Origin of the sequence: Williamsia maris (assembly GCF_024171815.1) — a bacterium.
Taxonomy (GTDB): Bacteria; Actinomycetota; Actinomycetes; order Mycobacteriales; family Mycobacteriaceae; genus Williamsia_A; species Williamsia_A maris.
This window is the reverse complement of the sequence record NZ_JAMTCJ010000001.1, coordinates 456467-478336: the sequence shown is the minus strand read 5'-3', so window position 1 is coordinate 478336 and position 21870 is coordinate 456467. Positions and strand designations below refer to the sequence as shown.

General features: G+C 68.7%; 18 protein-coding genes. 13 read left to right on the top strand and 5 right to left on the bottom strand.

Features of this window, described 5'->3' with window-relative positions:
- Positions 1-69: 69 nt before the first annotated feature.
- The 3 genes from LX13_RS02270 to LX13_RS02260 all read right to left on the bottom strand — a co-directional run bounded on the left by LX13_RS02270 (position 70) and on the right by LX13_RS02260 (position 5853).
- The gene (locus LX13_RS02270) at positions 70-3651 is read right to left on the bottom strand and encodes a WD40 repeat domain-containing protein (protein ID WP_253659677.1); all 3582 of its coding nucleotides are present in this window, start codon (positions 3649-3651) and stop codon (positions 70-72) included.
- A 198-nt stretch (positions 3652-3849) separates the two neighbouring features.
- The gene (locus tag LX13_RS02265; protein ID WP_372499788.1) at positions 3850-4533 is read right to left on the bottom strand and encodes a TetR/AcrR family transcriptional regulator; all 684 of its coding nucleotides are present in this window, start codon (positions 4531-4533) and stop codon (positions 3850-3852) included.
- 78 nt (positions 4534-4611) lie between these two features.
- Positions 4612-5853 carry a CaiB/BaiF CoA transferase family protein gene (locus LX13_RS02260; protein ID WP_253659676.1) on the bottom strand — a complete coding sequence of 414 codons (1242 nt, stop codon included), beginning with the start codon at positions 5851-5853 and terminating at the stop codon, positions 4612-4614.
- A 204-nt stretch (positions 5854-6057) separates the two neighbouring features.
- Between LX13_RS02260 and LX13_RS02255 the strand changes: the two genes are divergently transcribed.
- The 13 genes from LX13_RS02255 to LX13_RS02195 all read left to right on the top strand — a co-directional run bounded on the left by LX13_RS02255 (position 6058) and on the right by LX13_RS02195 (position 20093).
- Positions 6058-6891 carry an MlaE family ABC transporter permease gene (locus LX13_RS02255; RefSeq protein WP_372499787.1) on the top strand — a complete coding sequence of 278 codons (834 nt, stop codon included), beginning with the start codon at positions 6058-6060 and terminating at the stop codon, positions 6889-6891.
- Positions 6891-7757, top strand: a complete 867-nt coding sequence (locus LX13_RS02250; protein ID WP_253659675.1) for an ABC transporter permease — start codon at positions 6891-6893, stop codon at positions 7755-7757. The genes LX13_RS02255 and LX13_RS02250 overlap by 1 nt, the downstream gene beginning before the upstream one ends.
- Positions 7757-8848, top strand: coding sequence for an MlaD family protein (locus tag LX13_RS02245; protein WP_253659674.1), 1092 nt, complete (start codon positions 7757-7759; stop codon positions 8846-8848). The genes LX13_RS02250 and LX13_RS02245 overlap by 1 nt, the downstream gene beginning before the upstream one ends.
- Positions 8849-8859: 11 nt before the next feature.
- Positions 8860-9849, top strand: coding sequence for an MlaD family protein (locus LX13_RS02240; RefSeq protein WP_253659673.1), 990 nt, complete (start codon positions 8860-8862; stop codon positions 9847-9849).
- Positions 9846-10865 (top strand): MlaD family protein, encoded by a 1020-nt coding sequence (locus LX13_RS02235; RefSeq protein ID WP_253659672.1) that lies wholly within the window; start codon positions 9846-9848, stop codon positions 10863-10865. The genes LX13_RS02240 and LX13_RS02235 overlap by 4 nt, the downstream gene beginning before the upstream one ends.
- A gap of 1 nt (position 10866) precedes the next feature.
- Positions 10867-12003 carry an MlaD family protein gene (locus tag LX13_RS02230; RefSeq protein WP_253659671.1) on the top strand — a complete coding sequence of 379 codons (1137 nt, stop codon included), beginning with the start codon at positions 10867-10869 and terminating at the stop codon, positions 12001-12003.
- A gap of 17 nt (positions 12004-12020) precedes the next feature.
- Positions 12021-13070 carry an MlaD family protein gene (locus tag LX13_RS02225; RefSeq protein ID WP_253659670.1) on the top strand — a complete coding sequence of 350 codons (1050 nt, stop codon included), beginning with the start codon at positions 12021-12023 and terminating at the stop codon, positions 13068-13070.
- 8 nt (positions 13071-13078) lie between these two features.
- Positions 13079-14014 (top strand): MlaD family protein, encoded by a 936-nt coding sequence (locus LX13_RS02220; protein WP_253659669.1) that lies wholly within the window; start codon positions 13079-13081, stop codon positions 14012-14014.
- 65 nt (positions 14015-14079) lie between these two features.
- Positions 14080-14808, top strand: coding sequence for a hypothetical protein (locus LX13_RS02215; RefSeq protein ID WP_253659668.1), 729 nt, complete (start codon positions 14080-14082; stop codon positions 14806-14808).
- Between the two features lie 64 nt (positions 14809-14872).
- Entirely contained in the window at positions 14873-15589 is a 717-nt protein-coding gene (locus LX13_RS02210; RefSeq protein WP_253660535.1) for a sulfite exporter TauE/SafE family protein, read from the top strand.
- Between the two features lie 221 nt (positions 15590-15810).
- Positions 15811-17226 (top strand): sigma 54-interacting transcriptional regulator, encoded by a 1416-nt coding sequence (locus tag LX13_RS02205; RefSeq protein WP_372499786.1) that lies wholly within the window; start codon positions 15811-15813, stop codon positions 17224-17226.
- 51 nt (positions 17227-17277) lie between these two features.
- Complete coding sequence (locus LX13_RS02200; RefSeq protein WP_253659666.1) at positions 17278-19278, top strand: vWA domain-containing protein; 2001 nt, start codon at positions 17278-17280, stop codon at positions 19276-19278.
- A complete protein-coding gene (locus LX13_RS02195; protein WP_253659665.1) occupies positions 19278-20093 on the top strand; it encodes a DUF72 domain-containing protein in 816 nt (271 codons plus the stop codon). Before LX13_RS02200 ends, LX13_RS02195 begins: the two co-directional genes overlap by 1 nt.
- A gap of 1 nt (position 20094) precedes the next feature.
- Here the strand turns inward: LX13_RS02195 and LX13_RS02190 are convergent, their stop codons facing one another.
- Positions 20095-20787, bottom strand: a complete 693-nt coding sequence (locus tag LX13_RS02190; protein ID WP_372499785.1) for a DUF1707 SHOCT-like domain-containing protein — start codon at positions 20785-20787, stop codon at positions 20095-20097.
- 66 nt (positions 20788-20853) lie between these two features.
- Positions 20854-21789 carry an AEC family transporter gene (locus LX13_RS02185; RefSeq protein WP_253659664.1) on the bottom strand — a complete coding sequence of 312 codons (936 nt, stop codon included), beginning with the start codon at positions 21787-21789 and terminating at the stop codon, positions 20854-20856.
- Positions 21790-21870 lie beyond the last annotated feature (81 nt).

The following is a 21870-nucleotide window of genomic DNA, read 5'->3' as shown; positions in this document are numbered from 1 at the left end:
TCCCCCGATGTCGACCACTGTTGGGGTCAGCGTGATTCTGGGATGCGGTGATCGCTCACCGGGGTGCTATCAGCAGTTACCGGCGGCCGTGCGCGCACAGATCTGCCGCGCGACCGTTGTCGGGTCGATCGTCCAGAACTGTTGACGCCCGGTGGCACCCGATGCGACGACGGTGGTCGGTGTGATCGTGGTGATCGCACTGTCGCCCTTGTCGTTCGGACCGAAGAGGCTGCCCGCGTCGAGGACCGTGCCGTCGGCGTCGAGGCGGTGCAGTCGCCCGTCGGCACCGGCCACGACTGTGCTCGCGCCCGTGGTCGCGATCGAGGTGATCGCGCTCGAACCGACGACGACCCCCGCGCCGATCTGCCTGCCGGACCGCTCATCCCACCGGGTGAGGCTCCCGGTGGCGTCGCCGGCGAGGAACGTGGTCCCGGCGGCGGTGATCGCCGTGACCGGCCCGCGGGTGGCGAACACCCCGGACACCGGCGAGGCACCGGTCTGCGACACCGCCCAGCGACGCACCGCGCCGTCGGCACCGCCGAGTGCGATCGAGCCCGAATCCGCCCCGAACGCAACGGCATCGACATCGACACCGCCGAGTCCGACGGTGGCCAGGGGTGCGAGTCCGCGGAGGCTGACGTCCCAGATCTGCACCTGGGTCCCGCCTGCGGTGCTGGTGGCCAGCTGTGATGACGACGGGCTGAAGACCATGTGGTCGACGTCCTCGCGTCCGAGCGCGAGCGGTGCCCCCACGGCGACCGGCTTCCGGATGTCGCGCACATCCCACAGCTGGGCGAGATGCCTGCTGTCCGAGGTCATCATCCACAGCCCGTCGGGGCTCATGGTGGCGCCGTTGAAGTGTCCGGGACCGTCGATGGCGGCGATGGCGCGCGGTGCCGTGGGATCGGACGCGTCCCACACCTGCACCGGCCCGCGGGCGAACGAGGTCACGCAGGCGTTGCGCGTCACCGAGCACGCCGGCGGCAGCGCCCCACCGAAGCCGCCGTCGAGCAGGCCGGTCGGTAGTGACCACGCAATCGGCGCGGACGTTCCCGCGCTGATGAGGGTCGATTCGTCGGTGAACACCGTCGACGCGAGCGCCGAGGTCTGCGAGCGCAGCGCGGGCAGCGCGCGGCGGGGCGCATCGGGGTGGGTGACGTCCCAGACCTGCGCGGTGCCGTCGGCCGATGTGAGCGCCAGCCGGGTGCCGCCGGGCGCGAACGACAGGGACTCGACGCCGCCGGATGAGGCCGCCACGCCCGGTCCGCGGGCGAGAAGACCGTTGGCGCCGAGGTCGAACAACGCTGCGCTGCCGCTGGTGTCGCCGACGGCGACGCGCCGTCCGTCGGCGTCGAGGGCGATGGAGTCGACGCGTCCTGCGGTGTCGACGCTCGACACCGATCGAGGTGCGCTCGGGTCGGTGAGGTCCCAGAGGGTGGCGCCCTGCGCGGACCCGGCGAGCAGTTGCGGACGTCGCGGGTTCCAGGCCAGGACGGTGGTCGGTGCTCCGGCGACGGTACCGACGACGGCGGGCGCGGCGGCGTCGGAGACGTCCCAGATGCGCACCGTTCCGGTGGCGTCGGTCGCGGCCAGCCACGGGCGCACGGCGGAGAACGACACCGTCTGCGGTCCGGACGCGCGATCGGTGGCCGTCTGAGCGATGGTCGAGACGCGGGTGGGCGTGTTGCCGGCGATACGCCACAACTCGAGCGACCCGGTCTCACCACGTCGCGCGAGCACGGAGCCGTCGGCGTTGAGCGCGGCCGATGCACCCACGACCGGGGTGGACGGTGCAGGCACGGTGACCGCCGCCGGGGTGGGATCCTGCCCGGTCGGAGTCGCGGTGGACAGGATGCGTACGACGCCGTCGGCGCCGGTGAGTGCGACGCGACGGCCGTCGCCGGATGCGGCGACCGCGACCGACGGGTCCGGGGTGCCGATGGTCCGTGCGACGGGGGAGGACTGCGTGGCCAGGAGGGCGGACCGGGTCCGCGGATCCTGTGGTGCCTCGCGGTAGGCCGCGAGGGCCAGGGTGGCGGCCGCGGAGGGGTCGGTGACCGTCGTCGCGGCGACCCGAGCCAGGGTCGCGTCGAGTCGGGCGGCGTCGCGCCCGGTGGAGGCGTCGCCGCCCCGCACGAACTGCGTGATCGCCAGCACCGAGGCGACGACCGCGACGATGACGAGCAGACCGAGCAGGACGCGACGACGTGATGTGCGCAGCGCGGCGCGTTCCCGCGATCGGGACAGGAAGTACGCGGCGTCGGGGGAGAGCGAGTCGATCTCCTGCACCGCGCGGGTCGCCGCACGGAGGCGGTCGCCGCCGTAGAGCGACGAATCCGGACGGTGGTCGGCCTCCCACCCCGCGGCGTCGGTCTGCAGTGCCGCGAGAACCGGCGCGTCGGTGCGTCGCTCGTCGATCCAGCCGGCGAGCCGCGGCCAAGCCCCGACCAGGGATTCGTGGGCGAGCCGCACCCCACCGTTCGTGTCCACGGTGAGGACGCCGGCGTCGACGAGATGGGCCAGGACCCGACCGGTCCGCGGTCTCGCCGACAGCACCGATTCCAGACCTGCCGCGGTGACGCCGGTGCCGACGAGGTGGCCCGCCTCGGTGAACCGCACGGTCGCGAGCAGGACGAGACGCGCGGTGACGCGGTCGGTGGCCGAGAGCCGGCTGATGGCACGGTCGGCCGCGACCCCGACGATGTCGGCGACCGGATCCGAGGCGCGGTAGGCCTGGCGGGTGACCCCGGAGTCGCCCCGCGTGCGCCACAGGTGGTCCATGAGGACACCCAGCGCTATCAGCGGCGGTGTGGTCGACTCGACCCTCGACAGGTCGTGGGCGATCTCGGCGGCGAGACCGGATTCGACTGTGGCACCGCGGATGCGGGCAGGGAGTTCGATCGCGTCGACGATCTCGTCCTCGATCATCATTCGCACGACGACGGCGCGGTCCTCGAGGGTGCGGACGAGCACCGGATCGGCCGCGGCGTCGGGGTAGAACTCGGCCTGCAGGCCCAGTACGACGGCGATTCGGCTGTCGGCGGCGAGGGCGTCGACGACGCGCAGGAACGACGTCCGGGTGGCGCGGTCACACAGGGTGAACAGTTCCTCGGCCTGGTCGATCACCAACAGCGATGCGTGGCCGGCCGCGTCGGCCCGTCCGGCGACGGCGTCGACCCACGCGTCCGGTTCGGCGTCGAGCAGTTCCGGGTCGGCGCCGAACGTGTCGGCCAGGGCAGCCAGTGGAGTCGGTCCGGGGGTCATCGTGGCGACGACGGCCGGGACGCGGGTGTCGTTGAGGCGCAATCCCATCCGCTCCACCGCGGGGATCAGACCCGCGTGCAGCAGCGAGGTCTTGCCCGAGCCGCACGGGCCCAGCACCGTGACCGGCCCGTTGCCGGGGATCGCACGCACGTGCAGACGCCGCCAGAGCTCGGTGCGGCCGGAGAACAGCTCGGCGTCGCTGCGCAGGTACGGTGTCAGTGGTCGGTACGGACCACCGGACGCCGTCGCACGCGTCCCGACAACGGTCTCGCTGTCAGAATCGTCTGTGGGCGTGTATGTTTCGTCGGTGCCGAGCTGCTGCGGAGGCAGCTCAGCGATCGGACGGTGTGACCGCGATGCGGCACGCGAGACCACGGTGTCGTGCATGCACGAATTCCCCCTCGGGGGCGACATGAACCGCCCCCTGTATCGGTCAGCCGGACGGCTGACGATCTTCCCCTGCGTGCATTGTGCAAAACGCGATTGCGTTTGTCCAATGGGTCATTTGCTACGCGTAGCTCACGAAACAGGCTTGTGCGGAACTGATTTCGATAATTGAACTGCGAATTGTCGATCGAGAATTGGTCAGCGCGTGATGGACGGGGCGGACGTGGACAGTCCGCGCCGCCAGATCTCGGTGAGCGTGATGATCGCCGCCTCGTCGTCGCGGCCGACGACGTTCTCGTCCTTGCCCGCGACGAACCATGTCCAGCAGAACGATTCGAGCATCGACACGATCGCCGACGCGAACAGGTTCTTGTCCAGGCCGATGTCGACGCCGCTGCGTTCGACCGATCGGAACACGTCGTTGACCGCGCGGATGCCGTCCTGCCGCCGGTTGCGCCACCACTGGGCGAACTGTCGGTCGGTCATCGACAGCTGGAACGCGCCGATCATCTCCGGCAGGTAGTCCCGGTAGGTGGCCCAGTACGCACGCACGGCCTGCTCGATGTTGCTGCCCGGGTCCGGGGTCAGGTTGCGGCGGGTCCGTTCCAGGATCTGCGCGGTGAAATCGTCGAGCAGTGCCTCGAGCAGCTGCTGTTTGTTGTCGTAGTAGTTGTAGAACGATCCCGTCGACCGCCCGGCCGTCTCGGCGATGTCGGAGATCTTGGCGTTGAGGAATCCCTTGTCCGCGAACACCGTACGGGCCGCCTCCAGGAACGCCTTCTCCGTTCGCCGGCCCTTCGGGGTCGCGATGGTCGACGGGGTGGTGACGACGGACGCGGCCGTACCTGCCGGGGTGTCCGCCGATGTGTTCTCCGCTCCCACCACCGCACCTCCCGACCCTGCTCCGACTGATCACTGACGCGCGTATCAGCTTTGCACATGCGCGAGCCGCGGCGCGGCTCAGACCACTCCGTCGCGACGGAGCTGCTCCGTCGACCCGGCGTCGTGGCCGAGGAGATCGGTGTAGATCTCGTGGTTGTGCTGACCGGGTACGGCGGGTCCCGCGCTGCGGACCGAGCCCGGGGTGCCGCACATCAGGGGCACGATGCCGGGCCCCTTGACCGGTCCGCCGATGCGCTCGTCGTGGTGGTCGACGATCATGCCGCGGGCGATGAGCTGGGGATCGGTGATCATCTCGGCGACGGTGTTGATCGGCCCGACCACCACACCCGCCGCGGACAGGTCCGCGATCAGTTCGTCACGGTCGCGGGTTCGGGTCCAGTCGGCGATGAGGTCGTCGAGCTCGTCCTGGTTGTCCCCGCGTGCGCCGTGAGTGGCGTAGCGGGGATCGGTCGCGAGCTCGGGGCGACCCATCACGGCGCAGAGTCGGCCGAACACGGTGTCCTGATTGGCGCCGATCACGACCATCGATCCGTCGACGGTCGGGTAGATGTTGGACGGTGCGATGCCCGCCAACCGGGTGCCCGACGGCCCCCGCACGACGCCGCCCATGTCGTAGTCGGGGATGGTCGACTCCTGGATGGCGACGCACGCCTCGTTGAGAGCGGTGTCGACGACCTGCCCCTCGCCGGTGACGCTGCGTCGGTACAACGCGGCCAGGGCGCCCTGGGCGGCGAACATGCCCGCCAGGGTGTCGCCGAGCGAGAGCGCCAACCGCGGTGGCGGTTGGTCGGGATATCCGTTGAGGTGGCGGAGTCCGCTGACCGCCTCGGCGACCGACGCGTAACCGGCCTTGGTCGCGTCGGGTCCGGTCTGGCCGTATCCCGAGACCCGGACCAGGATGATCCCGCGGTTCCGATCGCGCAGCGTCTCGTACCCGAGGTCCAGCTTCTCGAGGGTGCCCGGCCGGAAGTTCTCGACGATGATGTCGGCGGTGTCGACGAGTTCGAGGAACAGCTCCCGACCCCGCGGGTCGCGCAGGTTCAACGTCACCGCACGCTTGTTGCGCGCGTAGACCGTCCACAGGAACCGGTGGCCGTCCCGCTCGGCCTGTCCCCAGGTCCGCAGCGGGTCGGGCCGGCCCGGCGCCTCGATCTTGATGACGTCGGCGCCCATGTCGCCGAGCAGTCGGGCTCCGAACGGGCCGGCGATCAGACTGCCCAGTTCCAGCACCCGGATGCCGTCGAGAGCTCCGGTCGGTGCGGGTGTCGACGTCGGGTCGTGGGGTGCGGCATCGGTCATGGTGCAAGGGTGCCACCGCCGTGCCCGAGGTCTCCTCGCACGCGCCGTTGGGGTGTCGTCACCATCGAATCCGATGCAGACGGTCAGACGTCCAGTGTTCCCGGCCAAAAGCGTCACAGGTCACATCTGAGCCATTACAGTGACCTCGATCATGGCGACAGAGGTGTCGCGAGCAGGCGCGGGCAGCATCAAGAAAGCGGTGTGATGGCGGGATCGGTGGGTGTCTCCACACGCGGATCGTCGACGCTCGCTCGGACGCTCGACGCGGTGGTGTCGTCGATCGCGACGCTGGGCCGACTCATCGAGCTGACCGTCACGTCCCTGGTCCACCTGGTCCGCGACATCGTCACGCTGCGACATCCCTGGCGCGAGACCCTGTCCCAGACCATCTTCTTCTCAGGTGTCGCGGGCATTCCGGCGGTGCTGGTCGCGATCCCGTTCGGTGTCATCCTCTCGGTCCAGGTCGGCAGCCTCACCCAGCAGCTCGGCGCCTCGTCGTTGGCGGGCGCGGCCGGCGCGCTCGGCATCCTGCAGCAGGGCGCACCCATCGCCTCGGCGTTGCTCATCGGTGGCGCGGTCGGTTCGGCGATCGCCGCCGACCTCGGCGCCCGCACCGTGCGCGACGAGATCGACGCGATGCGCACGATGGGCATCGACCCGGCCCGTCGGGTGGTGGCACCCCGGCTGCTCGCGGTCGTCCTCGTCGCACCGCTGGTGTGCATCGAGATCATCTTCGTCGGCGTGACCGCCGGCTACTTCATCAACGTGTCGTTCCAGGGCGGTGCGCCCGGCAGCTACCTGGGCGGCTTCGGCCAGTTCGCCGGGGTCGGCGACCTGGTCATCGCGGTCGGCAAGTCGATTCTGTTCGGTGTCGTGGTCGTCGCCATCGCCTGCCAGCGCGGGCTCGAGGCCCGCGGCGGACCCCGCGGTGTCGCGGACGCCGTCAACGCCGCTGTGGTCCTGGGTGTCGTGGCCTCGTTCCTGCTCAACCTCGTCGTCACCCAGCTCGTCACCATGTTCGTCGGCAGGGCGGGCTGATGGTCGGTCTGCAGACCTACGCCCGGTCCCGCCGGTGGACGACGAGTCTCGGTCGCGCCGCCGAGGTGCCGGTGTCGGCCGTCGAACGCATCGGCCATCAGGTGCACTTCGTCTTCGACGTCCTGCGATCGATCCCGCACGCGCTGCGCGTCTACCGCAGGCAGACCGGCGCGGTGCTCTCCGATCTCATGTGGGGATCGGGTGGGCTGATCGTGGGCGGCGGATCGGTCGTCGTACTGGTGGTGCTGGGGCTGTCGGTGGGCGGATCCATCGGCATCGAGTCGTTCGCGACGTTGAAGCTGTTCGGCATCGGTCCGTTGACCGGGTTCCTGTCGGCCTACGTCAACACCCGTGAGCTGGGACCGATCGTGGTGGCCATCGGATTCGCCGCGCAGGCCGGGTGTCGCATGACCGCCGAGATCGGGTCGATGCGGATCTCCGAGGAGATCGACGCGTTGGAGGCGCAGGCGATCCGGCCCATCCCGTTCGTCGTCAGCACCCGGGTGATCGCGGGGATCGTCACGATCATCCCGCTCTTCCTGATCACGCTGATCCTCAGCTACCTGTCGTGCGCGTTCGTCGTCAACACCGTCAACGGTCAGTCGTCGGGCACCTACTACCACTACTTCAACGCGTTCCTCGCCCCGGTCGACATGCTGTTCTCGATGATCAAGGCCGTGATCTTCGTGGTCGCGGTCATTCTCATCCACTGCTATCAGGGCTTCTACGCCAGCGGTGGTCCCGAGGGGGTCGGGGTCGCCTCGGGGCGTGCGATCAAGAACAGCTTCGTCATCATCGTGGTGCTCGACATGCTTCTCACGCTGATCTTCTGGGGTTCCGACGTCGGCTTCAGGTTCTCCGGCTGATGGCGTATCACGACCCGTCCGGACGCGGACCCTCGCGTGTGGCGCTCCTCGGCCTCGGTGCGGCGACCGTCGTCGTCGCGCTGGTGCTGGCCATCCCGCTCACCCTCTACGCCCGTGGCGACTTCGACACCACCGTCACCGTGTCCGCGGTTGCCGATTCGGTCGGGGACGGGCTGGCCGCGGGTGGCGATGTGAAGTACCGGGGGCTGATCGTGGGACGGGTCGACGGGGTGACGGTGGCCGATGACGGCCGCCAGGAGATCACCATGTCGATCGACGCCGATCAGGCCGCGGCCATCCCCGATCAGGTGTCGGCGGCGTATGCGCCGTCGAACCTGTTGGGCGTGACCGGGATCGAACTGCAGGCGGCCGGCTCGACGTCGGGTTCGGGCACACCCGGCGACGGACTGCGCGACGGCGAGAAGATCACCATCGGGTCGGATTCGACGAACGTGTCGGTGGCCGACCTGCTCCGCCAGGTGGGCGAGATCTCGACGACCATCACCGGCGACGAGTTCACCCGCACCATCGACATCGCCGACAAGGTGGTCGACGCGGTGCAACCGCTCGTACGTTCCGGACTCGACCTGTTGACCCTCGCCGCGTCGCGGCAGCAGATGCCACTGGCCGAGTTCTTCCGCATCCTCGGCCCGGCCAGCCGTGGCGTGGCCGACCTCGAGGGCCCGTTCGACTCGGTGCTCATCAACCTCACCCGCTCGACCGCCGAGTACACCGATCCGCGGGTGGTCACCGGCGTCAAGGACTCGTTGTCGGGGCTGATCGACACGGTCGGCGGTCTCGGCGGACTGGTGGGCGACAACTACGACGGGCTGGCCACCCTCCTCGACTTCCTCACCGTCACCGGATCGCCGCTCGGACAGACCCTCCGGTCCATCCCGCCCGCGGTCACCGACGCACGGGAGCTGTTGGGCCGGTTGGAGAAGTCGATGCCGACCCAGAACGGGAAGGTCACCCTGCAGGTGGGTGTCGCGATCGCGCAGATGCCCCAGTTGGCGCCGTTCCTGCAGTCGTTGGCTCCGCCGGCGCCGCGCGCACCACGAGCAGGCGCCCCGAAGGCGGGTGGACGATGAGGCTGCGTCGCATGTCGATCGTGTGGTTGGCGCTGTTCGTCGTGGTGATGATCGGCGCGACGTGGGTCATCGTGCAGGCCTTGGCGCCGTCGGTCTCCGGCGATCAACGGACCGTGACCGCAGATTTCTCGGACGCGTCGGGGCTGTCGCCGGGCAACGACGTGCGACAGATGGGCGTGCGCGTGGGCCGGGTGTCGTCGGTGGAACTCCACGACGACGTCGCCCGGGTGACCTTCCGGATGCAGCGCTCGGTGCCGATGTTCGACAACACCGACATCGCGATCCGATACCTGAACCTGGTGGGGGAGCGCTACCTCGACGTGTTCACCGACGGCCCGGGCAGCGGACGTGAGGACACCTCGGCGGTCATCCCACGGTCTCGGACCATCCCGTCGTTCGACATCACCGCACTGTTCAATGGACTCCGACCGGTGTTCAAGGTGCTCGATCCGGCCGAGATCAACGAGTTCACCGAGAACATCCTCGCCGTCGTGCAGGGCCGCGGCCCCGATCTCGGTTCCATCCTCGACAAACTGAACCAGGCCACCGCACTGGTCGCCGACCGTTCGGAGATGGTCGCGGCCTTCGTCACCGGATTGGGCTCGGTGGCCAAGGAGATCGAGTACAAGTCACCGCGCCTCAACGAACTGATCAGTCGAACCGGGGATGCGTTGGGCGCGTTGGCCACCGATCTCGACAAGACCGAACAGTCGCTGACCATCGCGGCCAAGGCGCTCACGCCGCTACGGCTGGTGCTGTCGAGCCTCAACGACGTCTACTACGGCAACTACGCCGACATCGACCGGCTGCTGCGCAAGTACATCCCGGCGACGAACGACGGGTCCGAGCTCCTTGCGCGCATCCCGGGCGTACTCGATTCCCTGCTGGCGTCGGTGAACTCGGCCACGAAGGCCTCCTACAGCTGCGGTCGCGGGCAGTCGGTGCCAGGACCGATCACCTCCGTGCTGCTCGCCGGCGCACCGGTGGTGATCTGCCGATGAGAACCGTGTTCGCCCGACGTGTGGCGGTCCGACGCGACGCGGTCGCAGTGCGCCGGCGCCAGGTGCTGTTCGGTCTCGGCGGTGTGGTGGTCATCGTGGTCGTCGCCGTGGTGGCCGGTCTGCTCTACGTCGTGCCGTTCGGATCCACCGACGTGACCGCGGAATTCACCTCCAGCGGCCAGATCCGATCCGGTGACGAGGTTCGGGTGGCGGGCATCGCAGTCGGGTCGGTGCAGTCGGTGGAGGTCGTCGGCGACCACGTGGAGATCACCTTCGACGTCGACGACTCGGTGAACCTGCGCGATCAGACCAGCGCCGACATCCGGCTGTCCACCGCGATCGGTGGTCACTACCTGGCCGTCACCCCGCAGGGCACGCGAGCACTCGACGGGCCCATCCCGCGCGACCGTACCTCCACCCCCTATGAACTGACCGACGTCATCACCGACTCGGGCGACGTGGTCGACAAGGTCGATGCCCAGACCGCTCGCGAGACCTTCGCGCAGGTGAACCTCGCGCTGCGGGGACGTTCGGACTCGGTGCGCGACATCATCTCCCAGGTCGCCCAGGTGACCACCACGCTCGGTGACCGTGACGACGACCTCGATCGCGCGATCGCCGTCACCGAGGAATACGTCGGCGCACTGAACGACGGTCGCGCGAAGCTGCTGAACCTGCTGCGGTTGGTGGGCGTGATCGGCTATCGCTTCTACGAGTTCCGTGAGCAGGGCCTCGACACCGTGCGCGGTGTCGACGCACTCTTCGCGTTCCTGCAGCCGCCGGTGGAGGCGCTCTCGGGCACCATCGACCCGCAGATCGACAAGGTGCAGGCCATCGTCGACCGGCTGCGGACGACGCTGACCGGTTCCGGCCCCGTCCTGGACAAACTGACCCAGATCGCGAACCAGCTGGGTTCGGCGCTGGGGGTGTCGGGATCCACACCGACCCTCGATCTGTCGAAGACGGTCGTCGACGCACCCGCCCTGTGCATCCCGACGCCGGATCGGCGGTGCTGACATGACTACCCCGTCGACCGCGCCTGCGAGTTCCGGATGGCGCCGTTGGGCCACGCGCACCGTGATCATCGCCGCCGTCATCGCGGTCATCGTCGCGACCGTGGCCGCGGTCCGTGCCTCCGACGACTCGTCGAGCCGTTCCGGGTGCGCCATCATGTCCGACTCCATCGGCCTGTACGCGGGCAGCAACCTCACGTTGCTCGGCGTCACCATCGGCACGGTGACCGGCGTGGCCCCCTCGGATGGGCATGTCCGCGTCAACTTCTCGATGGACTCCGACGTGACGCTCCCGGCGAACGTGTCGGCGGTGACCACGTCGGACTCCATCGTCACCGATCGACGTCTGGAGATCCCGACCAGTTACGTCGGTGGCGCCACCTTCGACACCGCGAACTGCATCCCGTTGGAGCGCACCCGCACACCCAAGAGCCTGAGCGAGGCGTTCTCCGCCTTCGACAAGCTCTCCGGGCAGCTGACCGATGTCGGCGGCCGCTCACCCGAACAGCAGCAGGCCGTGCGCACGGCACTGGCCTCGGTCGACGACAGCCTCAAGGGCACCGCCGAGGACTTCAACCGCGCCGTCCGCGGCCTCGGTGCGGCGCTGGGGGACCCGCAACTGCGCGACACCCAGCTGCGGTCACTGATCTCCAACGGTCAACAGCTCGCCGACTTCTTCGTCCAGCGGTGGCCGGATGTGCAACTCGCGGTGGACAACCTGGGCAAGTTCGCCCAGGCGCTCGGCCAGCTGACCACCGAGCTGAACCCGGCTCTGGTCCGACTGACCTCGGTGGTGCCGAAGCTCGCGGCGAACCTGCAGCGGTTCGACCCCATCCTGTTCACCCTCCTCGGCCTCATCACCCCGCTGGTGGAGCTGCTGCCGACCGATCAGATCGTCGCCCTGCTCGAGTCGTTGCCGCCGGTGATGTCCGGGTTGCAGGCGATGGCGCAGGACAAGCAGGCCGGCCTCGCGATCAAGGTCGCCCCGCCGCGGGTGCGCGTGCCCGTGGCGTCGGCCGGCGCCACCTGCGCCGTCCTCAACCGCGTGCTGTCCGGATCGTGCAGGCCCACACCGGGTGCGGCCGGATCCGTGGACACGAAGCTGCTGCAGATGATCCTGGGATCGGGAGGTATCCGATGATCGCGGGTGGACGTGGAGTGCGCGTACGTCGCGCGGTGGTGGTGCTCGCGATGTTGTTGGTCGCCTGGTTGTCGGCGGCGTGCGGGATCCAGGTCACCGACCTGCCGCTGCCCGGCACGCGCGTGTCGGGCGAGAGTCGTTCGCTGAGAATCGAGTTCAGCAACGTGTTGAACCTGCCCGCCCGCAGCAAGGTGCTGTTGAACGGCACGAAGGTCGGGGTGCTGCGGTCGGTGGGTATCGGCGGGTCGGCGGCGTCCCCGGTGGCGGTGGCGACCGTCGACCTCGAGAGCGATGTCGTGGTGCCGCAGGGCACCCGGGCCGCGCTCGAACAGTCGACCCTGCTCGGCGACATCTACATCTCGCTGACCCCGTCCGGTACCGGTGGTGGCGGGCGCCTGGGTGACGGCGCCACCATCCCGTTGGCACAGACCACGGTGACACCGGCCGTCGAGGATCTGCTCGGTGGTATCGCGGCCCTGGCCAACGGCGGGACCCTGGAGAAGATCCAGCGGACCGTCGACAAGGCCAACACCGCCTTCCCGCAGAACCGGGCCGATCGTGACAAGGGCATCGAGACCTCGCGCGAGCTGATCGCCCGGATCGCCGAGAACTCGTCGTCGGTCGGTCAGGTCATCGACTCGCTCGGGATCCTGGGGCGCTCGGTACAGACACAGGGCAAGGATCTCGGTTTCGCGCTCGACGTGGGCCCCGAACGCATCGGCGGGGCACTGGTGTCGTTCGTCGGTTTCGCTCAGGTGTTGACGTCGTTGGGATTTCAGCTGACCAAGGTGTCGGACCTGTTCGGCCCGCGGTACAAGCAGCTGGTCGGATTGATCACCACGGCGAACCCGTTGGTCGATCTCGCCGTCTCGCTGGACGCGTCGGCGCCGTCGGACATCGCCCGGCTCGACGACCTGGTGAGCAACAAGATCCTGCCGCTGCTGGCGAGCCCGTCGGTGAACATCGTCGACATCACCTCACCGCGCGGGTTGTCGACGCCGGCGGCGTCGAACGATCAGATCCGCACCGTCGCATCAACCCTGCGGATGATCGGGGCCATGCGATGAGGATCGGAGTGCGCACCTCGCTGGTGTTGCTCGTGGTGGTGTCGGTGGCGTTGGCCGCCTACCTCGGCGTCGGCATCCTGAAGCTGAAACCGTTCGCGGCCACCGACACCGTGACCGTCGAACTGGCGTCCTCGGGTGGGCTGCTGCCGCGGTCGCGAGTGTTGTACAACGGGATCGAGGTCGGTCACGTCACCGACATCGCGGTGCGGCCGGAGGGGCTACGGGCGACGCTGTCGATCGAGTCGGAGTACGACATCCCGGCCACCGCGCAGGTGACCGTGGCGAACCTCTCACTCGTCGGCGAGCAGTACCTCGACTTCAGTTCGACGCAGGCAGGTGGGCCGTACATCCGTGACGGTGCGGTGTTGAGCCGCAACGTGGTGACGCAGGCGACCGTCGGGGAGACGCTGACCAACCTGCAGCGGCTGGTGGGGCAGATCGATCCGCAGCGACTCACCAGCATCGCCAACACGGTCAACGCCGGGTGGCTGGGTCGCGACGACGACATCACGAAGCTCGGCGAGTTCTCGAACCGGTTCTCGCGCACCGTCACCACGCAGCGCACCGAGTTCTCCGATCTGTTCGACACCGCACAGGAGTTCGTGCGCAAGGCCGACGGCATCGGACCGAAGCTGTCGGCCGGATCGAGGGAGCTGGCCGCGGGACAGAAATCGTTCACCGAGCTGTTCGCGCTCTTCCCGGGGCTGGCGCGGGCGACGAACGGTGCGGTCGCGTGGAGTCAGGTGATCAACCCGTTCGTCACCAAGCTCAGCGACTACCTGCAGCGGATCCTGCCGAAGGTGACGCCACCGCTGGCCGTGCTGCTGCCCCTGATCCGCCAGATCGCCCCGGTCACCCAGATCGACATCGCGTCGTTCGTCCAGCGCGGCCTACAGGTCGTCGACGAGAACGGAGTCGTCCGATTCCGTGTGGCCACCAAGTAGGGTCACTCCGCGGATCGGCGGAGTGCGATCGTGTTCGAGAGATGAGTTCGAGGAGATGACGACCGATGTCGGATGAGGACAGCGCGGGCACGGAGTTCTCCGGACTCGACGGCCGACCGCGCAGCACACCGGCCGACGAGTCCGAGCCGGTGGCGACACCCGAGCCGGCCGCGAAGTCCGAGCCCGCTCAGACGCCCGAGCCGGCCGAGAAGCCGGCCCCGACCGTAAAGCCTGCGGCGACCGCGACCCCGCCCGCATCGGCCGACACGGCCGGGTCGACGTCGCGACGGGGGTGGCTGATCACGGCCGCGGTGCTCGTGGTCGTCCTCGCGGTCGCGACGGGTGTGGCGGTGTTCTCGGCCCTGGGTTACCGCGACGACTACCGGGACCTGCAGTCGCAGAACGCGTCGGCGCAGCGGGCGAAAGACGTTGCGAGCGATTACGCGGTCAAGGCGGCCGAGATCGACCACCGGAACTTCGACCCGTGGTTCACGGCGTTGAAGACCGGTGTCGACGACGCCATGGTCAAGCAGTTCACCGACACCGAACCGGTGTTGCGCCAGCTGTTGGGTCAGTTGCAGTGGGTGTCGAAGGGGACTCTCGTGGGCAGCGACATCAAGTCGCAGAACGACGGCAAGTACGTGGTGCAGGTCTTCGTCGACGTCCAGGTGACGAACGTCCAGTCGCCCGGTGGTGTCAAAACCACTGCCCTGTACCCGATCACCGTCGACAAGAACAAGAACTGGGCCATCACCGACATCAGCGGAGGGGTCGCGCCACTGGCGACCAAGTGATCGCGCCGTCGGGACGTGCGCGGGGGCCGGGCACAATGACGCGGTGACCGCCGCAGCCTTCGTGATGCTCATCGTCGCGGGGTTCGCCTCGGGACTGGTCGGGTACGTGACCGGTCTGGCGTCGATCGTCAGCTATCCCGCGCTGCTGTTCGCCGGGTTGAGCCCGCTGCAGGCCAACGTCACCAACACCGTCGCGCTGGTCCCCGTGGGGATCGGCAGCAGCGCGCAGTCGGGCAAGGCGCTGCTCACCGACAAGCGCAGCCTCGTCCGGCTCGGCATCCTCTCGGCACTCGGCGGGGTGGTCGGGGCGGCGATCCTGCTGGTGTCGCCGGCCGAGTCGTTCGAGGTGGTCGTCCCGTACCTGGTCGCGTTCGCCTCCGTCGCGGTCCTGGCCCAGCCGTTCCTGCGGCGTCTCGCCGGTCACCGCGAGATGCCCCGGAGCTTCGAGGTCGGGATCTTCGCGGTGTCGATCTACGGCGGCTACTTCGGCGCGGGCGCCGGCGTGATCTTCCTGGCGTTGTCGTTGGTGTTGACGGCCAACCCGCTCTGGCGGGCATCCCTGCTCAAGTCCGCGCTGCTCGGGATCAGCAACCTGGTCGCGGCGCTGATCTTCGCGGTGTCGGGGCCGGTGCACTGGACCGCCGCGCTCGCCATGGGCATCGGGTGTCTGGCCGGTGGCTGGTTCGGTCCGCCGATCGTCCGGCGTCTCCCGCCCACGCCGCTGCGCATCGTCATCGGCATCGCAGGCCTGGGCCTGGCCGTGTGGTTGGCCATTCGCTGACCCCCGCCAGTTGGGCATCTAGGACCGCCAGTTGGGCATCTAAAGCCATCAGTTGGGCACCCACACCCGTCGACTGGGCGGCCGCGGACAACACACCTGGTCGCCTGATGACGCGTGTGCCCAACCGATGGTCTTACGTGCCCAACTGGCGGGCGGGAACGGGCAGGAGATCAGGGGGTCTCGAGCACCCTTGAGTGCGCACCATCGCAAACCCTCGTAGCGTGGAGTACGTGACGTCTCCTCAGACCGCCCATCCCGCAGCCCGCACCCTTGGTGAACTGCGCGCATCGGGCCACGTTCAACGCTCCATCAAGGACGAGATCCGTAACAACCTGCTCACCGCACTGCGGTCGGGCACCAACCCCTGGCCGGGCATCGTCGGCTTCGAGACGACGGTGATCCCCCAGCTCGAACGCGCTCTGCTGGCCGGCCACGACGTGGTCATGCTCGGTGAGCGCGGACAGGGCAAGACCCGCCTGCTGCGCACGCTCGTCGGCCTGCTCGACGAGTGGACGCCGGTGATCGAGGGCGCCGAGCTCAACGAGCACCCGTACGAGCCCATCACCCCGGCCTCGATCCGCCGGGCCGCGGCCTCGCTCGACGACCTGCCGATCGAGTGGAAGCACCGCTCGGAGCGCTACGCCGAGAAGCTGGCCACCCCCGACACCTCCGTCGGCGACCTCGTCGGCGACGTCGACCCCATGAAGGTGGCCGAGGGCCGCAGCCTGGGCGATCCGGAGACCATCCACTTCGGACTCATCCCGCGCGCCCACCGCGGCATCGTCGCCATCAACGAGCTCCCCGACCTCGCCGAGCGCATCCAGGTGTCGATGCTCAACGTGATGGAGGAGCGCGACATCCAGGTCCGTGGCTACTCGCTGCGACTCCCGCTCGACGTGATGCTGATGGCCAGCGCCAACCCCGAGGACTACACCAACCGCGGCCGCATCATCACCCCGCTCAAGGACCGCTTCGGCGCCGAGATCCGCACGCACTACCCGCTCGAACTCGACGACGAGACCGCCGTCATCGAGCAGGAGGCCGACCTGGTGGCGACCGTGCCCACCTTCATCGTCGAGATCCTGGCGCGGTTCACCCGCTACGTCCGCGACCACCCGTCGATCGACCAACGCTCCGGTGTCTCGGCACGTTTCGCGATCGCCGGCGCCGAGACCGTCGCCGCGGCCGCGCTGCACCGGGCCGCCATCGTCGGTGAGGAGTCGGCCGTCGCCCGCGTCGTCGACCTCGAGTCGGTGATCGAGGTCCTCCGCGGCAAGGTCGAGTTCGAGTCCGGCGAGGAGGGGCGCGAGATGGAAATCCTCGAGCACCTGCTGCGCAAGGCCACCGCCGACACCGTCCGCGCGCACCTCGCGGGCATCGACATGGCCGCGTTGGTCTCCGCTCTCGAGTCCGGCGAGCCCATCGTCACCGGTGACCGCGTCACCGCCAAGGAACTGCTCACCTCGATCCCGTCGCCGGATGTCACCGGACCGGTGGTCGACGCCATCGCCGAGCGCCTCGAGGCCACCGACGACGGAGAACGGGCCAGCGCACTGGAACTCGCGTTGGAGGGGCTGTTCCTGGCCCGCCGCATCGGCAAGGAGGCCGATGACTCCGGTCAGACCATCTACGGCTGACCGTGTCCGGCACACAATCATCGCAGTGAATCTCGACGGACGGGGGGTCTGATGGCCCGCAACAAGTTCCACCGCTCGCGGTATCGCCGGTACACCGGCGGTCCTGACCCGTTGGCGCCCCCGGTAGACCTCCGGGAGGCGCTCGACGAGATCGGCGCCGACGTGATGGCCGGGGTCTCGCCGCAGCGCGCCATGCGTGAATACCTGCGGCGCGGCACCAAGGACATGCGTGGCCTCGACAAGTTGCGCGAGGAGATCAACCGCAAACGTCAGGAACTGCTGAAGAAGCGCAACCTCGACGGCACGTTCGCCGAGGTGAAGGAGTTGCTCGACAAAGCCGTTCTCGCCGAACGCAAACAGCTCGCACGCGACCTCGACGACGACGCCCGTTTCGCCGAGATGCAGATCGAGAACCTGTCGCCGTCGACCGCACAGGCCGTGCAGGAACTCGCGAACTACGAGTTCCGCAGCCCCGAGGCCAAGGCCGACTACGACAAGATCAAGGATCTGCTCGGTCGCGAGATGCTCGACCAGCGGTTCGAGGGGATGAAGCAGGCCCTCGAAGGCGCCACCGACGAGGACCGGCAGGCCATCACCGACATGCTCGCCGACCTCAACGAGCTACTCGCCGCGCACAATCGGGGTGAGGACACCACCGAGAAGTTCGACGAGTTCATGGGCAAGCACGGTCAGCACTTCCCCGACAACCCGCAGTCCACCGAGGAACTGATCGACTCGCTGGCGAAGCGGGCGGCGGCCGCGCAGGCGTTCTACAACTCGCTCTCGCCGGAGCAACGGGCCGAACTCGACCAGCTCTCGCAGCAGGCGTTCGGTTCCCCGGATCTGATGAACCAGCTCGGGCAGATGGATTCCCAACTGCGCGAGGCCCGTCCCGATCTCGGCTGGGGTGAATCCCAACAGTTCGAGGGTCAAGAGGGCATGGGTATGGGCGAGGGTGTCGGCGCCCTGCAGGATCTCGCCGAACTGGAGTCGTTGTCCGAGCAGCTGTCCCAGCAGTACAACGGCTCGCAGATGGAGGACATCGACCTCGAGGCATTGGCCCGTCAGCTCGGCAACGAGGCCGCCGTCGACGCGCGCACGCTCGCCGAACTGGAGAAGGCGCTCAACGAACAGGGCCTGTTCAACCGCGACTCCGACGGCGCACTGCGCCTGTCGCCCAAGGCGATGCGCCAACTCGGCCAGTCGATCTTCCGCGACATCGCCGATCAGTTGTCCGGTCGCGGCGGCGACCGACAGACCCGTCGCAACGGCGCCACCGGCGAGGCCACCGGATCGACCCGCGAGTGGGAGTTCGGCGACACCGAGCCGTGGGACGTCACCGCGACCGTCGGCAACGCCGTGCGCCGCACGATCACCGAGAGCCCCGACACGGCCACCGCCACCGGCGATCTCGCACGCAACGGCGTCCGGATCGACGTTCGCGACGTCGAGGTCTCCGAGACCGAGGCGCGGACACAGGCCGCCGTGGTCCTGCTCGTCGACACCTCCTTCTCGATGGAGATGGAGGGTCGGTGGACGCCGATGAAGCGCACGGCCGTCGCGCTGAACCATCTGATCAGCACGCGCTTCCGCAGCGACGAACTCAAGCTCATCGCCTTCGGTCGGCATGCCCGCAGCATCGACATCGCCGAGCTGACCGGCCTCGAGCCGCGTATGGAACAGGGCACCAACCTGCACCACGCGCTGCTGTTGGCGGGCAAGCATCTGCGCAAACACCCCAATGCGCAGCCGGTCGTCCTCATCGTCACCGACGGCGAGCCGACCGCGCACCTCGAGCCCGACGGTGAGGCGTTCTTCTACTACCCGCCGCACCCGGCGACGCTGGCGATGACGGTGCGCGAGCTCGACAACGTCGCGCGAATGGGCGCTCAGGTGACCATCTTCCGGCTCGGCGACGACCCGAGCCTGGAGCGGTTCGTCGACCAGATCGCACGCCGGATCGGCGGGCGGGTCGTCGCACCGGACCTCGACGGACTCGGCGCGGCCGTGGTCGGCGACTACCTCAGCTCGCGACGGGGTCGTCGGCGGTAGTGACCGGCAGGAGGATCCGGGTCGGCACCTCGGGGTGGGTCTACCCGCCCTGGCGCGGAACGTTCTATCCGCCGAAGCTGCCGCAGCGTCGCGAACTCGAACACCTGTCGTCGACGTTGAACTCGGTGGAGATCAACGGGTCGTTCTACGCGTTGCAGAAGCCGGACTCGTTCCGAAAATGGTTCGGTCAGACGCCGGACGACTTCGAGTTCTCGGTCAAGGGGCCGCGCTTCATCACGCACATGAAGAAGTTGGTCGACGTCGAGACACCGTTGGCCAACTTCTTCGCCTCGGGCATCCTCGCGCTGGAACACAAGCTCGGCCCGGTGCTGTGGCAGCTCCCACCGACCATGCCGTTCGATCCCGATGTGCTGCAACGGTTCCTGGCGCAGTTACCGCGCAGCACCACCGACGCGGCGACGATGGCGACTCACCACGACGCCCGTCTCGACGGCCGGTCGCTGACCGCCACCGACACCGACCGCCCGCTGCGACACGCTCTGGAGGTACGCCATCCGAGCTTCGTCGACTCCGGCGTCGCCGACGTGTTGCGTGACGCGGATGTCGCACTGGTGCTGGCCGATTCGGCCGGCAAGTTCCCGGTCATCGACGAGGTGACCACCGACTTCGCCTACGCCCGACTCCACGGTGACGCCGAGCTCTACGTCAGCGGTTACACCGACGACGCACTGGACACCTGGGCAGCGCGCTTCCGAGAGCGCGCGAAGACCGGCGACGTCTATGTGTACTTCGACAACGACGCCAAGGTCCGTGCGCCGGTCGACGCCCGTGGGCTTCTCGACCGCGTGAGCTGACCTACTTCTTCTGGAACGACAGCGGCTTACGCGCCACCTCGACACCGCCCATCAACGCCACCCCGCTCACGATGATCGTCGGCGCACCGGGACGCCCGCGACCCGCGGCGTCGTGCGAGAACCCGCCCATCACACCGATCCCGTTGATCTGCACCGTCGCGTCCTCGGGGACCACGATCTCGACGCCGCCCATCACCGCGTAGGCGCGCACGGTGAGGGTCGGCGCGGTGAACTCGACTCTGCGCAGATCGATCTCGGCGCCACCCATCACGGCGACGACCTGCAACCCGTCGCCGACGGGGACGGTTCCGGTCAGTTCGGTGCCGCTCATCACCGCGACCCGGGTGGTCACCGGGGTCCGACCGCTACCCGTCGACACCGAGTATCCCGGCGTCGCGACCCCCGGCACCACCTGATCCGGCGACGGTCCGCCCGCGCGGGCGATGTCGGTCACCGGCAGATCGTCGGTGAGGGCATCGAGTTCGCCGAAGGTCGACGCGGCCACGGCACTCGATGCCCGGGTCTCGTACTCGGTGGGGGAGAGGTGCCCCTGCGACATCGCGGCGGCGAGGATGTCGTGCACCAGCGAGCGATCCGCGTCCGAGGCGCGCAGCCGTGAACGCTTGTCGACGTTCACGGGCTCGGCGGGCAGATGGGAGCCGTCGTCGGACATGGGTGCGGGCGAATCGCTCATGTGACCGACGGTAACGAACTTCGACACCGCACCGCCACGACAAATGTCATGAGTCGTGGTGAGCGATCAGGCCAGCAGCAGGGCGATGAGCGCGATCGCGGGGATCGACGCGACGGTGGTCACCAGCGCGGTGTCGCGGGCGAGCACCACGCCGCGTTGGTACCGCGACGCGTAGACCAGCACGTTCTGGGCGGTGGGGAGTGCGGCGATGACGACCTGCGCGAACAGGCTGTGCCCCCGCTCGTCGAACACGAAGTAGGCGAGCGCGAAGACGAGCAGTGGCTGCACCACCATCTTCAACACCGACGCCAGCGCGACGTCGCGCCGCGGACTCTCGCCCTTGCGCAGCACGGTCACCCCGGTCAGCGACAACCCGAACGCGAGCAGCGCACCCGGGACCGACGCGTCGCCGAGCATCGAGATCGGCTCGAGCACCGCATGCGGGAGCGTCACGCCGGTCACCGACAGGATCAGCCCGGCCACCCCACCGAGCACGATCGGATTGGTCGACGGTGCGACGACCGTGTCGCGCAGCGTGATCCGCCCCTTCCCGCCGCGGAGCGCGGTGAGATCGAGCGCGGTCAGCGCCAGCGGCGAGTAGATCATGATCTGGAACAGCAGCAGGGGCGCGACGAACGACGCGTCGTCGAGGACGAAGATCGCGATCGGGATCCCGAGATTGGCGCTGTTGACGTAGGACGACGACAGCGCCCCGATCGTCGCCTCCGGGATCTCGCGGTGCAGGACGGTGCGCGCCAGCACGAAATAGATCAACCCCACCAGCAGCGCGGAGCCGCCGGCGATGACGAGCGTCGGCGAGAAGATCACCGACAGGTCGGTGGTGGCCAACGAGTTGAACAGCAGCGCCGGGGTGAGGACGAAGAACACCAGCCGCGAGAGCACCTGCTGGGCTTCGGGTCCGAGGACACCGGTGCGTCCCAACGCATACCCCACCGCGATCACGATGAAGATGACGGTGAATCCCTGGACGACTCCGGACACCCGTGGAGTCTAGAGGCCCGTCGTCGGGCCGCCTGACCAGCGCGCGACGACCGCCGAGAACACCGTGACGGCGGTAACAGT